The following is a 12,695-nucleotide window of genomic DNA, read 5'->3' as shown; positions in this document are numbered from 1 at the left end:
CCCGCCAAAGCAAGCGTAAAAAGCCATCGGCCTTGCTGCCGGCGCCATTGCGCAGTAATGACGGGCTAGTGCATGGCCAGAGAATAGTAATCTGGTTTCGAGGTCGTGTGCTTGCAACCAGCAATGAGGTGGTCATGTCAGCCCGCATTTTCAGCCCAGCCAAAACCGCGATGCAGTCCGGCAAGGCCAAGACCGGCTATTGGGTGCTGGAATTCGATCCGGAGCAGCGCAAGAAGATCGATCCGCTGATGGGCTACACCACGTCCGGCGACATGCGAAGCCAGATCAGGCTGACCTTTGACACCAGGGAAGAGGCGGTCGCCTATGCCGAGAAGGAAGGGCTGTCTTTCCGCGTCGAGGAGCCGAAGGAAATCAAACGCCGCCAGATTTCCTATGCGGAGAATTTCCGCTATGACCGCAGGACGCCCTGGACGCATTGATCTCATACCGGCCCTGCCGGCGCCAACAATCAGCCGGTCATGCGGCCGGCCAGCGGTCCCGTAGCTCAGCTGGATAGAGCACCGGCCTTCTAAGCCGATGGTCACAGGTTCGAATCCTGTCGGGATCGCCAATATTTCAGCGTCCATTCCGGACAGGTTCACTCGCCAGTCGCGAACAGGATTTCCAACACATGACAGCGATGGGCGCGGCGGCATTGCTGATCCTGGTCCTGACCTATGCCGGCGTCGCCATCGGCACGATACCAGGGCTGCGCCTCGACCGGGCAGGCATCGCGCTGCTCGGCGGTGCGGCGATGATCGCCATCGGCGCGCTCAGCATGGAGGACGCCTACCGCGCCATCAGCTTCGACACCATCACGCTTTTGCTCGGCATGATGATCGTCGTGGCGCATCTGAAAGTGTCCGGCGCTTTTCGCGCGCTCGGCGGGTTCGCCATTGAGCATGCGCATGCGCCATTCATGCTGCTGGTGATGGTGACGCTGTTGACCGGCGTCCTGTCGGCATTCCTGGTCAACGACGCCATCTGCCTGGTCATGGCGCCGATCGTCGTCCATGTCACCCGCGTCATCAACCGCAACCCGGTTCCCTATCTGATCGCCACCGCCACGGCCTCGAATTGCGGCAGTGTCGCCACCATCACCGGCAATCCGCAGAACATGGTCATCGGCGCCCTGTCGGGGATTTCCTATCCGGCCTTCTCGGCGGCACTTGCACCGGTCGCGGCGTTCGGCCTCTTCGCCGTCATCGTCATCATCCGCATCGTCTACCGCGCCGAATTTTCGCGCAAGGCCGAGCTCAGCCCCGAAGTCTATCGCGGCCGCATGCTGCCGGGGCAGGTGCTCAAGGCGGTGGTCGTCTGTATCGGTTTGGCGGTCGCTTTCTTTGCCGGCGTTCCCGTAGCCAAGGCGGCGCTGATTGGCGGTGCGATTCTGTTGCTGACCCGCGCCATCAAGCCTGAGCGCATCTATCGCGAGATCGACGGGCCGCTGCTGTTCATGTTCGCCGGGCTGTTCATCGTCGTCGCCGGTGCCGAAAAGACATTGCTGACGCCCGACATCGTCGCTTCGGCAAAGGACCTTGGGCTGAATGATGTCTGGCGGCTGTCCGGCTTCACCGCAGTGCTGTCCAACATCATGAGCAACGTTCCGGCCGTGCTGGCGCTGCGGCCGTTCATACCCGGCCTGGAGAATCCAGAGCGTGCCTGGCTGGTCGTCGCCATGAGCTCGACCCTGGCCGGCAATTTCACGCTGCTCGGCTCGGTCGCCAATCTGATCGTTGCCGAGCACGCGCGGGTCTCCGGCAAGCCGCTGGGCTTCATCGCCTTCTTCAAGGTTGGCCTGCCATTGACGCTGGTCACGCTTCTTGTCGGGACGGCATGGCTGGCGGCCTAAAAGCACGTCGCGTTCGACCGGCCTCATGCGACGCGCTTTAGGCTCTTGTTTTATGCATGTCGTTATCGCAAAACCGCTGCACACTTTTGCGCGACAGGCATTAGCCAGTCAGGGCGATGTCACCGTCACATGGCCCTTCATATTGGGATGGAAGCGGCAGAAATAATCGACCGATTCGGCCTTCTTCACCATCAGGCTTGCTGCCTGCTTCGGCGGGATCATCACTTCCCAGCCGCCGTTGACGGTTGCCGTGTGGGCGAACACGTCCTTGTTCACCCACTTGATCGTGTCGCCGACCTTCGCCTCGATGTTTCCGGGCGAAAACACAACCTTGTCGATCGTCACCTCAATGGTTTCGGCCTTAGCAGGTGCGGCGCCGATGGTCAGCGCCAGCGCAACCCACAGATGCCGCCTCGACACCATTGGCCCGATCCTCACTTCAGCATACCGGCGACGTGTTCGGCGTGCTGTTCGTGGCCCTGGAATATTTTCAGGCCGGTTTCCAGCAGGCTCTTCAGCTCGGCATTGCCGGCCGACGGGATCAGCAGAGTTTCGAGCGCGCCATTGACCTGCTTGTGGTAGGCCACCTCGCTGGCGACATAGGCCTTGTCGAACGCCGCGCCCTTGAGCTTGGCAAGCTTGGCACGTTCCTCGGCCGCCGCCTTGGTCAGCGCTTTGCTGGTCGGATTGTCCTCAGGCGTGACCTTGAGCTTCTTGACCAGGTCGAGAGCCTGTTTGTTGACGGCCTCGTGATCCCGCACCATGTCCTTGGCGAAATCTACGACCTCTTTGTTTTTCGATTTCTGCAGCGCCTGCTTGGCCGCCTCGACGTCAAGCACGCCCGCTGTGTAGGCGATATGTGCGATCTGCGGATCGGTCGGCTTGTCGGCAGCTTGCGACAAGGGCGCTGCGCTAAGCAGGAAAAATGCGGCCAGTGCCGTGGTCGATCGAATAAACATGATGCTCTCCTTCGCCCCGACGCCGAGCTGCATCGGGCTTCGTTTTCAGTGATGCTCATTGGATGCAGGTCGCCGGAAAACGTTCCCGCGAAAATCGACGCGACCTATCCGGAAAGACCAAGCCGCTGCATCACGGCATTGGTCAGCCGTTCACAGCGCCGGCCCGCGAACGGAAACGCGTCGAGCAGCACCGGGCCGATCTGGTCGTCCAGCGCCTTGCGCACCAGCGCACGAGCGCGGTGCAGCCGGGTCTTGATGGTTTCTGGTCGCACGCCAAGCAGTTCGCCGGTCTCCTCGATGCTCAGCCCCTCGATGACTCGCGCCACGAACACCAGCCGGTAGACATCGGGAAGACTGTCGGTTGCCCGTTCGACAAGCTCAAGGATCTGCCGTTGCGCCATCGTCCGCTCCGGATCGTCGCTCGGGTTGAGGGGAAACCGGATGATTTCGGCTTGCGGATTTTCAGGTATCGCCACCATTCGCCGCCTTTTGCGCAAGCGGCCGAGCGCTTCGTTGATGACGATACGCGACAGCCACGTGGCGAGCGAGGCATCGCCACGAAAGGCCTCGAGGTGGGCAAACGCCCTGACATAGGCCTCCTGGACGATGTCCTCGGCCTCGCTGTCGTTGCGCACAACGCCGCGGGCGATGCGGTAGAGCCTCTGGTTGTGCGTCTTGATGATGGTGCGGAATGCATCGCCATCGCGTGCCAGCGCGCGGCCGACAAGCTGCATGTCGCCGGAAGCGGCGGACGTTGCCGTCAACACAGCCGGCATTGGCGATCTCCTGATAGGCTTCTCATCGGGATATTGGATGCATCGGCCGACAAAAGGTTCCCGACCGATCCGCCGGCCAGCCTCGATCCGCATCAAGCGCCGGCAGAAGCTATTCTATCGCTTCCGCCACGCCGGCGTCTCTATTTTGTAGACGCCGCTTCATCGGCTGATCGGTCGCCATGACACCGCTCAGGATCGCAGTGTTTCCAGGCTGTTACGCCGATTCCTGACTCAGTCTGGCAAGGTGCTGGCTCAGGCCTCTGCGGCCGCCGCCAGCCCGCGCGCCAGGTCGGCCTTCAAATCCTCGACATCCTCGAGCCCGATCTGCAGGCGCACCAGCGGTCCGTCATACGGGCCCTTGGCGACGGTACGGTCGCCCAGGAATACCGGCACGGCAAGGCTCTCATAGCCGCCCCAGGAATAGCCGAGGCCGAAAAACTTCAACGCGTCGAGGAAGGCGTGCTGCTGCTTCTGTCCGCCGCCTGCAAGGACGATAGAGAAGATGCCGCTCGATCCGCAAAAATCGCGCTTCCACAAAACGTGGTCGGGATGGCTGGGCAGCCCCGGATGCAGCACCTGCGCCACGCCCGGCTGGCCCTCCAGCCAGCCGGCGAGGGCAAGCGCGCTCTTTTGATGGTGCTCCAGCCGCACGCCCATTGTGCGCAGGCCGCGCAGCACCTGGTAGACGTCATCCGGCCCGGCGCAGCATCCCATCGTGTTGAACGTCTCGCAAAGCTGCTTCCAGCAGGCTGCGTTGGCCGAGACCGTGCCGAGCAGCACGTCGGAATGGCCGGCCGGGTATTTCGTCGCCGCATGGATCGAGATGTCGACGCCATGGTCGAGCGGGCGGAAGTAGAGCGGCGTCGCCCATGTGTTGTCCATCATGACGATGGCGCCGGCGGCATGCGCTGCCTTGGCGATGGCCGGTATGTCCTGCACCTCGAAAGTGTTGGAGGCCGGCGATTCGGTGAACACCACCCTGGTGTTGGGCTTGATCAGCGCCGCGATGCCGGCGCCGATGCGCGGTTCGTAATACTCGACCTCGATGCCCAGCCGCTTCAGCATCGTGTCGGCGAAATTGCGGGTCGGGTGATAGACGGAATCGACGATCAGCAGATGATCGCCGGCCGACAGGAAGGCGAGCAGCGGCAGCGTCACCGCCGCCAGGCCCGATGGAACCGCGACCGTGCCCGCAGAGCCTTCCAGCGCATCGATCGCGCTGTTCAGCGCATCGGTGGTCGGCGTGCCCCGCGTTCCGTAGGTGTATTTCTGGCTGCGTGAAGCCATCGCCGCCGCGTTGGGATAAAGCACGGTCGAGGCATGCACCACCGGCGGGTTGACGAAGCCGAAATAGTCATGCGGGTTGTTGCCGGAATGGGCGAGCCGCGTGTTGATGCCCATCTCGCTGCCGTCTTTTGCCATTGCATTTCGTCCCGTGAGTAGGTCGTTAGCCATAGTGCGGCGGCATTGGCCGCGCAACCGCACCGCACTCGCCAGGCAAAGGTCTTGAATATGCCAATTCAGCAATGCGCCGTAGATCCGCAGGGCGCCCGGCGCGGTCGGGAAGTCGCGGTCGGGAAGGCGCGATCGGATTTTGCCGGCTTTATCGGCGCGTTGACCGATTTGCGGGCGCGTTTGTCTGCGATTCAGGCATTTCAGCCAGTTGGTTTTCAAAGTCTTTCGGATTTGGTCATTTCCCTTGACCTCACAGGAATAATCGCCTTCGATGTTGTTCGTGAATGGGAGACAGCGCGTCGGTTACGATGCGGGATTCCGGTAATGGGCCGGGATACGAAGCTGCGTTCACACGGGAAAAAGTCAGGTTCGCCTGGAAAAAACAGAAAAGGGTCTGTGGGTCATGAAACACATTGCAATCGGCGTTTTGGGCGCCGCCGCGTTTGGATTCGCGGCTTCGGCCGCATCCGCGAGCACGCTCGACGACGTCAAGGCGAAAGGCTTCATCCAGTGCGGCACCAACACAGGTCTTGCTGGCTTCGCGGCGCCGGACGACAAGGGTGAATGGAAAGGCATCGATGTGGATTTCTGCCGCGCCGTGGCGGCCGCCGTCTTCGGCGATGGCACCAAAGTCAAATTCACGCCGCTCAGCGCCAAGGAGCGGTTCACCGCGCTGCAGTCGGGCGAGGTCGACATCCTGTCGCGCAACACCACCTGGACCATCAACCGCGATACGGCACTTGGCCTGAACTTCGTCGGCGTCACCTATTATGACGGTCAGGGCTTCATGATCAACGCCAAGAAACTGCCGGGCGTCAATTCGGCGCTGCAGCTTTCGGGCGCGGCGGTCTGCGTGCAGAGCGGCACCACGACCGAGCTCAATCTCGCCGACTACTTCAAGGCGAACAAGATGGAATACAACCCCGTCGTCTTCGAAAAGCTGGATGAGGTCAACGCCGCCTATGACGCCGGCCGCTGCGACGTCTACACCACCGACCAGTCGGGTCTCTACGGCATCCGCCTGACGCTCAGCGCGCCGGCCGACCATGTCGTGCTGCCCGAGATCATCTCCAAGGAACCGCTCGGCCCGGCCGTGCGCCAGGGTGACGACCAGTGGTACCACATCGTCAAGTGGACCTACTTTGCGCTGTTGCAGGCCGAGGAACTGGGCATCACCCAGGCTAATGTCGACGAGATGAAGAACTCGGACAATCCTGAGATCAAGCGCGTGCTCGGCCAGGAAGCCGACACCAAGATCGGCACCGATCTCGGCGTCTCCAACGACTGGGTCGTCAACATCGTCAAAGCAGTTGGCAACTACGGCGAAATGTTCGAACGCAATGTCGGTTCGGGCAGCCCGCTGAAGATCGCGCGCGGCATCAACGCGTTGTGGACCAAGGGTGGCCTGCAATACGCTCCGCCGATCCGCTGATCGAAATGTGATCCGGAAGGCAGCTTCCTGCCTTCCGGTTTCTCTTTCCAGGGGATGGTCGCCAGAAGGGTGGTGGTTTAATGGCATCGCAGGAAATTCTTCGCGAGGAGCCAAGCCGCGGTTCCTTCATCAATGATCCTCGCGTCCGCGGCATATTCTTTCAAGCACTGGTCCTCGTCCTGCTGGTAGCGGGTGTCTGGTGGGTCACCCACAACGTCATCGCCAATTTGACGCGGCTGCACATCGCTTCCGGCTTCGGCTTTCTCAAGGGCCGCGCCGGCTTCGACATCAGCGAAAGCGCCATCGCTTATTCATCGGATTCGACCTATTTCCGTGCCATCCTGGTTGGCTTTATCAACACCGTGATCGTTGCTGTCGTCGGCATCATCACCGCCACCATCATCGGTTTCATCGTCGGCATAGGCCGGCTGTCGCATAACTGGCTGATCAGGAAGATCTGCACCGTTTATGTCGAGGTGTTCCGCAACATCCCACCGCTGCTGGTCATCTTCTTCTGGTATTCCGGCGTGCTCGCCGTGCTGCCGCCGCCGCGCGACAGCATCAATTTGCCGTTCGGCTCCTTTCTCAACCAGCGCGGCTTCTATTTTCCCCGCGCTATGTGGGGCGAGGGATCCTGGCTGATCCTGGTCGCACTGCTCCTCGGCATCGCCATGGCCTGGTTCGTCGCCCGCAAGGCGCGACAGCGGCAGATGGCGACGGGGCAGCCATTCCCGGTGTTCTGGACATCCATAGCGTTGATCGTCGGCCTGCCGCTGCTGGCCTACGCGCTGAGCGGCTTTCCGCTGAGCTTTGAATTTCCAAAGCAGTCGACCTTCAATCTCGTCGGTGGCTTTCAGGTCAGGCCCGAGTTCCTGTCACTCTATCTGGCGTTGTCCTGCTATACGGCCGCCTTTATCGCCGAGATCGTGCGCGCCGGCATCAGGGGCGTCAGCGCAGGCCAGACCGAGGCGGCCGCTGCACTCGGGCTGCGTTCGGGATCGATCCTCAGGCTTGTCGTCGTGCCGCAGGCGATGCGCATCGTTATTCCGCCGCTGACCAGCCAGTACCTCAACCTGACCAAGAATTCCTCGCTCGCCATCGCCATCGGCTATCCGGACCTGACGGCGACGGCTGGCACGGTCTTGAACCAGACCGGGCAGGCAGTCGAAGGCGTGGTGATCATGATGGCGGTGTACCTGGCGCTCAGCCTGATCACGTCGGCGGTCATGAACGTGGTGAACGCCAGGATGGCGCTGGTGGAGAGATAAGGCCATGCAAGAGCACGATATGTCCTGGGTGCGGACGGAGATGGCGCTGGCGCAGGCGGCGCCGTCGAGCGAGCGCGGCCTCGGCGCCTGGGTCCGCAAGAATCTGATCGCGTCGACCGGCGACACCATCCTGACCATCATCGGCATCGTGCTGGTTGCCATGATCCTGCCGCAGATCGTCAATTGGGCTTTCATCAACGCCCAGTGGACGGGACCGGACCGCACGGTCTGCGCCACCGTGGCGCAGGGCGGCATCCAGCCGGACGGCTGGACCGGCGCCTGCTGGGCCTTCGTCAACGCCAAGTTCGGCCAGTTCATGTTCGGCCGCTATCCCCTGGAAGAGCGTTGGCGCCCGATCCTGGTCGCCATCCTGTTCGTGGCGCTGCTGGTGCCGCTGCTCATTCCGCGCGTACCGCGCAAGGGGCTGAATGCCATTCTTCTCTTTTTTGCGCTGCCGGTCGTCGCCTTCGTTCTGCTGCTCGGCGGCATGTTCGGCCTGCCCTATGTCGAAACCCCGCTTTGGGGTGGACTGCTGGTGACACTCAGCCTGTCCTTCGTGGGCATCGCTGTGTCGCTGCCGGTCGGCATCGTGCTGGCGCTCGGCCGGCGCTCGAACATGCCGATCGTCAAGCTGCTGTGCGTGATCTTCATCGAGACGGTACGCGGCATCCCGCTGATTACGGTGCTGTTCTTTGCCAGCGTGATGCTACCGCTGTTCCTGCCGGCCGGCGTCAGCTTCGACAAGTTCCTGCGCGCGCTGATCGGCGTGTCGCTGTTTGCCGCCGCCTACATGGCCGAAGTGGTGCGCGGCGGCCTGCAGGCGATCCCCAAAGGCCAGTATGAGGGCGCCGATTCGCTCGGCCTCAGCTACTGGCAGAAGATGGGTCTGGTCGTCATGCCGCAGGCGCTGAAGCTGGTCATTCCCGGCATCGTCAACACCTTCATCGGCATGTTCAAGGACACCAGCCTGGTCATCGTCATCTCGATGTTCGACCTCCTCGGCATCGTCAAGCAGAACTTCTCCGACGCCAGCTGGGCAACGCCGCAGACGGCCAGGTCCGGCCTGGTGTTCGCGGCCTTCATCTTCTGGCTGTTCTGCTTCGGCATGTCGCGCTATTCAATGTACACGGAACGCCGTCTCGACACCGGCCACAAACGCTAAAAAGGGGACCTTGTCATGGCCATAGAAAACGCCGTCAGCGCGGAAGAGATCAAGGTCAATGCCGCCAAGATGCATATTTCCACCACCGATGTCGCCATCGACATCATCGCCATGCACAAATGGTACGGCGAATTCCATGTGCTGAAAGACATCAATCTGAAGGTGATGCGCGGCGAGCGCATCGTCATCTGCGGCCCGTCGGGCTCCGGCAAATCGACGATGATCCGCTGCATCAACCGGCTGGAGGAACACCAGAAGGGCAAGATCATAGTCGACGGCAAGGAACTGACCAACGATCTGAAGAAGATCGACGAGGTGCGCCGCGAAGTCGGCATGGTGTTCCAGCACTTCAACCTGTTTCCGCATCTGACCATCCTCGAGAATTGCACGCTGGCGCCGATCTGGGTGCGCAAGATGCCGCGGAAGCAGGCCGAGGAAATCGCCATGCATTTCCTCACGCGCGTCAAGATCCCGGAACAGGCCAACAAATATCCCGGTCAGCTTTCCGGCGGCCAGCAACAGCGCGTGGCGATCGCCCGCTCGCTGTGCATGAACCCGCGTATCATGCTGTTCGACGAGCCGACCTCGGCGCTCGACCCGGAAATGATCAAGGAAGTGCTGGAGACGATGGTCGGGCTGGCCGAGGAAGGCATGACCATGCTCTGCGTCACCCATGAAATGGGCTTTGCGCGCAAAGTCGCCAACCGGGTGATCTTCATGGACCAAGGCCAGATCGTCGAGCAGAACACGCCGGCCGAGTTCTTCGACCACCCGCGCCACGAACGCACGAAACTGTTCCTGTCGCAGATCCTGCACTGATCCTGTACGCCGGTTCGTGACAAGGCCGGCGGACCGGGCTCGCTGCCTTGCTCAGGGCCTTACGCGTATTCGACGAGCGCTGACCGTGCGCGGCGCGAGAAGATAGCAAGCGTGCTTCAGGCCGCTCGAGTGGTCACCTTGCAACCTGGTAACTAAGGCCGGCACGGATCATAAGCGCGCCGGCTGCGTTCATTGCCATTAGGAGTTGTATAACAAGCCGCGTGGGCGCGTGCGGCGGCAGGTTAAGGGCTCATCCTGATGCTCATCCAACCGATCGACTATTTCCTCGTCGTCTGGTTCGCGCTGGCGCTGGCTTCGACGCTTTATGTCGGCTTCGACCAATATCGCAACAACCCCGAGCCGGTGGTGATGAAATGGGGCTTCATCCTGGTTACCCTCTACATGGGTCCGCTCGGCCTGCTACTCTACGTGCTCGCCGACAAGGAGCCCCGGCCGGGCGAGCATGAACTCTTCACTCAGCCGCTCTGGAAGCAGGGCGTCGGCTCCACCATCCACTGCGTCGCCGGCGATGCCACCGGCATCATTCTTGCCGCCGCCGTCACGGCGGCGCTCGGCCTGCCGATGTGGATCGACCTGATCGTCGAATATCTCGCCGGCTTTGCCTTCGGCCTGTTCATCTTCCAGTCGCTGTTCATGAAATCGATGATGGGCGGCACCTACTGGGAGAACGTGCGCAAGAGCTTCCTGCCCGAATTCATCTCGATGAACTTCATGATGGCCGGCATGGCGCCGGTCATGAGTTTTCTGATGATGGGCCGCGACATGCGCGCAATGGAACCGACGGAGCTCTTATTCTGGGGCGTGATGTCGATCGGCGTCATCGCCGGTTTTGCGCTTGCCTACCCGGCCAACGTCTGGCTGGTCGCCCGGGGGCTGAAGCACGGGTTGATGACGCAGCGCGCGCAGGCAGCCGGCATCAATGGTCGGCAGCAGCCTGCCACGAGGCAACACGCGCAGATGCAAATGCAGCAGGCCGACGCCAGCGGCCATCACAGGCAGCACCACGATATGGCTTCCCACAAAGGCAAAGGCGGCGCCGGTCATCACATGGAGACGGATGCCACGACCCCGCAAGTCGCCGCCCTCAGCATGGTCTCCCTGCTGGCCCTCGCCATCGGCATGATCGCGCCGGCGAACTGGCTGAACCTAACCTTGTCGGCGCGCGATGTCGGCGGGGTGATCATGCCGCAAGGCATGATCATGGACCGCGACACGCCGGCCGACGCGATGCGCGACATGGCCGCCACCGATCCTCGCCTTGTGGCCGCCTCTTATGATCTGACGGCAAAGGGTGACCAGGACCTGCCTTTTCGAATGGAGAACGGCATCAAGGTGTTCGAGCTCAGGCCTTCGGTGGTCCGCTGGCAAATCCTGCCTAACGTTGCGGTCGACGCCTATGCCTATAATGGCCAGATTCCCGGCCCGCGAATTCATATTCGCCAGGGCGACCGGATCAGGATCAACGTCACCAACGGCCTGCCTGAGGAAACGACGGTGCATTGGCATGGCCTGATCCTGCCGAACCAGATGGATGGGCCAGCCGAAATCACGCAGGCGCCGATCGAGCCCGGCCAATCCTATTCATACGAATTCACCGCAACCCAGCACGGAACCTATTTCTACCACCCCCACGCCAAGCCGGACCGGACCCAGGCGCTCGGCCTCTACGGTGCGCTGATCATCGATCCCGCCAATCCCGCCGATGAGGTCGCGGCCGACCATGATTACGTCATCGAGCTTCAGGAATGGCTGGTGCGGGAAGGGCTGACGTACCCGTCGATGCCGATGGACGGCGGCATGCCGAATTTCTTCACCATCAACGGCAAGGCCTATCCCTCGACCGAGACGATCCCGATGAAGGTCGGCGAGACGCTCAAGGTGCGGTTCATCGGCACCAATAACGGCTTCATCCATCCGATGCATATCCATGGCGGACCGTTCGAGGTCGTTGCCCGCGACGGCGAGACGATCCCTGCCTCGGGTCGTTTCCTTGCCGATACGGTCAATGTCGGGCCGGGTCAGCGCTACGACGTGATCTGGAAGGCGCAGCGTCCGGGCAAATGGCTGATCCATTGCCACATCCCGCATCACACCACGAACAACAATGTCGAGGAGAAGGGCGGCGGCGGGCTGATGGTCGTGATCGATGTGACATGACCGGCGTCGGCTTGGCTCGTTCCAACCGCTGCACCGGCCCGGACGCCATGCAGTGGCTGAAACCATGTTTTCTCTTAAGCTGATGTGATCTGCCAGACAGCGACGCCGGCAAGGGCGAGACCGGCAGCGCCCTCGATGGCCCGGGAGATGGTTTCGAACAGCCGTGGCTGGCGCGCGAAAAACTGTACAAGCCGTTCCCGAAACACGATCGACAATACCGCGACGCAGGACAGCGTCAGCGCCACGCCGACCATCACGGTGATGGCAAACAGGACGCCCGCTGCCGGAACACCCCTGGAGATCGCGAAAGTCATCGCGAAAAGCGTCAGCGGGCAGGGGATCAGGCCTGCCATCACGCCGACAGCCTCGCCTTCGTGCCTGTGGTGATGGCTGTGGCTCAAAGCGCGCCAGAGCATCCAGACGCCAATGAGGCCGAGCAGCCCACGACTGATATGCTCCAGGAGCGGAGCGCGGCCAACGCTGCCCAATGCTATGGAGACCAGTGGCAGCGAGAGAGCCGCAATCAGAACGGCAATCGTCACATGCGTGAACGATAGCGTGATAGACACGAGCAGGCCGCGCGAGACCTTCGCATCCGAACCGGCAAGATAGGTCGCCAGGACCGCCTTGCTATGACCCGGCGTCAGCGCATGGGCAGCCCCGAACACGACGCCCATCGGCAGGAAGGCCATGAATGCCAGCCAATTGCCTCCGGCCGCAAGCAGCTTGATCTGCTCGCCGAGCGTCAGATAGATCGTGCGCTGAAATTCGACGAGCGTCTGGAACATCGGACG

General features: G+C 61.9%; 12 protein-coding genes and 1 tRNA gene. 8 read left to right on the top strand and 5 right to left on the bottom strand.

The genetic code is table 11. The features are described 5' to 3' along the window. Positions 1-134 precede the first annotated feature (134 nt). The 3 genes from NKJ09_RS11665 (at position 135) to NKJ09_RS11655 (ending at position 1,852) form a co-directional block, all read left to right on the top strand. Positions 135-440 (top strand): ETC complex I subunit, encoded by a 306-nt coding sequence (locus NKJ09_RS11665; protein ID WP_352515784.1) that lies wholly within the window; start codon positions 135-137, stop codon positions 438-440. Between the two features lie 54 nt (positions 441-494). Further along, a tRNA-Arg gene (locus tag NKJ09_RS11660) sits at positions 495-571 on the top strand. Between the two features lie 60 nt (positions 572-631). Beyond that, positions 632-1,852 (top strand): anion transporter, encoded by a 1,221-nt coding sequence (locus NKJ09_RS11655; RefSeq protein WP_352495570.1) that lies wholly within the window; start codon positions 632-634, stop codon positions 1,850-1,852. 108 nt (positions 1,853-1,960) lie between these two features. Here the strand turns inward: NKJ09_RS11655 and NKJ09_RS11650 are convergent, their stop codons facing one another. The 4 genes from NKJ09_RS11650 to NKJ09_RS11635 all read right to left on the bottom strand — a co-directional run bounded on the left by NKJ09_RS11650 (position 1,961) and on the right by NKJ09_RS11635 (position 5,009). Beyond that, positions 1,961-2,275 (bottom strand): cupredoxin domain-containing protein, encoded by a 315-nt coding sequence (locus tag NKJ09_RS11650; protein ID WP_352481771.1) that lies wholly within the window; start codon positions 2,273-2,275, stop codon positions 1,961-1,963. 11 nt (positions 2,276-2,286) lie between these two features. Further along, complete coding sequence (locus tag NKJ09_RS11645) at positions 2,287-2,811, bottom strand: DUF4142 domain-containing protein (protein WP_023719753.1); 525 nt, start codon at positions 2,809-2,811, stop codon at positions 2,287-2,289. A 104-nt stretch (positions 2,812-2,915) separates the two neighbouring features. Beyond that, positions 2,916-3,587 (bottom strand): RNA polymerase sigma factor, encoded by a 672-nt coding sequence (locus tag NKJ09_RS11640; protein WP_023719752.1) that lies wholly within the window; start codon positions 3,585-3,587, stop codon positions 2,916-2,918. Between the two features lie 252 nt (positions 3,588-3,839). After that, a complete protein-coding gene (locus tag NKJ09_RS11635) occupies positions 3,840-5,009 on the bottom strand; it encodes a cystathionine beta-lyase (RefSeq protein ID WP_352481770.1) in 1,170 nt (389 codons plus the stop codon). Between the two features lie 436 nt (positions 5,010-5,445). Between NKJ09_RS11635 and NKJ09_RS11630 the strand changes: the two genes are divergently transcribed. The 5 genes from NKJ09_RS11630 (at position 5,446) to NKJ09_RS11610 (ending at position 11,901) form a co-directional block, all read left to right on the top strand. Beyond that, the gene (locus NKJ09_RS11630) at positions 5,446-6,474 is read left to right on the top strand and encodes an amino acid ABC transporter substrate-binding protein (protein ID WP_023719749.1); all 1,029 of its coding nucleotides are present in this window, start codon (positions 5,446-5,448) and stop codon (positions 6,472-6,474) included. 80 nt (positions 6,475-6,554) lie between these two features. Continuing rightward, positions 6,555-7,742 (top strand): amino acid ABC transporter permease, encoded by a 1,188-nt coding sequence (locus NKJ09_RS11625; protein WP_023719748.1) that lies wholly within the window; start codon positions 6,555-6,557, stop codon positions 7,740-7,742. A 4-nt stretch (positions 7,743-7,746) separates the two neighbouring features. Then, positions 7,747-8,904, top strand: a complete 1,158-nt coding sequence (locus NKJ09_RS11620) for an amino acid ABC transporter permease (RefSeq protein ID WP_023719747.1) — start codon at positions 7,747-7,749, stop codon at positions 8,902-8,904. A 69-nt stretch (positions 8,905-8,973) separates the two neighbouring features. After that, complete coding sequence (locus NKJ09_RS11615) at positions 8,974-9,723, top strand: amino acid ABC transporter ATP-binding protein (protein WP_031194215.1); 750 nt, start codon at positions 8,974-8,976, stop codon at positions 9,721-9,723. Between the two features lie 258 nt (positions 9,724-9,981). Continuing rightward, positions 9,982-11,901 (top strand): multicopper oxidase domain-containing protein, encoded by a 1,920-nt coding sequence (locus tag NKJ09_RS11610; protein ID WP_352495569.1) that lies wholly within the window; start codon positions 9,982-9,984, stop codon positions 11,899-11,901. A 74-nt stretch (positions 11,902-11,975) separates the two neighbouring features. Here the strand turns inward: NKJ09_RS11610 and NKJ09_RS11605 are convergent, their stop codons facing one another. Then, a complete protein-coding gene (locus NKJ09_RS11605; protein ID WP_352481766.1) occupies positions 11,976-12,689 on the bottom strand; it encodes a HoxN/HupN/NixA family nickel/cobalt transporter in 714 nt (237 codons plus the stop codon). Positions 12,690-12,695 lie beyond the last annotated feature (6 nt).

It is taken from the genome of Mesorhizobium sp. M0189, assembly GCF_040322135.1.
Taxonomy (GTDB): domain Bacteria; phylum Pseudomonadota; class Alphaproteobacteria; order Rhizobiales; family Rhizobiaceae; genus Mesorhizobium.
This window is presented reverse-complemented; position numbering and strand designations above follow the sequence as displayed.

Bases quoted from the DNA above. Each gene is read 5' to 3' on its own strand.
- NKJ09_RS11665 (WP_352515784.1), top strand. From the start codon at position 135: ATGTCAGCCCGCATTTTCAGCCCAGCCAAAACCGCGATGCAGTCCGGC.
- NKJ09_RS11655 (WP_352495570.1), top strand. From the start codon at position 632: ATGACAGCGATGGGCGCGGCGGCATTGCTGATCCTGGTCCTGACCTAT.
- NKJ09_RS11650 (WP_352481771.1), bottom strand. From the start codon at position 2,275: ATGGTGTCGAGGCGGCATCTGTGGGTTGCGCTGGCGCTGACCATCGGC.
- NKJ09_RS11645 (WP_023719753.1), bottom strand. From the start codon at position 2,811: ATGTTTATTCGATCGACCACGGCACTGGCCGCATTTTTCCTGCTTAGC.
- NKJ09_RS11640 (WP_023719752.1), bottom strand. From the start codon at position 3,587: ATGCCGGCTGTGTTGACGGCAACGTCCGCCGCTTCCGGCGACATGCAG.
- NKJ09_RS11635 (WP_352481770.1), bottom strand. From the start codon at position 5,009: ATGGCAAAAGACGGCAGCGAGATGGGCATCAACACGCGGCTCGCCCAT.
- NKJ09_RS11630 (WP_023719749.1), top strand. From the start codon at position 5,446: ATGAAACACATTGCAATCGGCGTTTTGGGCGCCGCCGCGTTTGGATTC.
- NKJ09_RS11625 (WP_023719748.1), top strand. From the start codon at position 6,555: ATGGCATCGCAGGAAATTCTTCGCGAGGAGCCAAGCCGCGGTTCCTTC.
- NKJ09_RS11620 (WP_023719747.1), top strand. From the start codon at position 7,747: ATGCAAGAGCACGATATGTCCTGGGTGCGGACGGAGATGGCGCTGGCG.
- NKJ09_RS11615 (WP_031194215.1), top strand. From the start codon at position 8,974: ATGCATATTTCCACCACCGATGTCGCCATCGACATCATCGCCATGCAC.
- NKJ09_RS11610 (WP_352495569.1), top strand. From the start codon at position 9,982: ATGCTCATCCAACCGATCGACTATTTCCTCGTCGTCTGGTTCGCGCTG.
- NKJ09_RS11605 (WP_352481766.1), bottom strand. From the start codon at position 12,689: ATGTTCCAGACGCTCGTCGAATTTCAGCGCACGATCTATCTGACGCTC.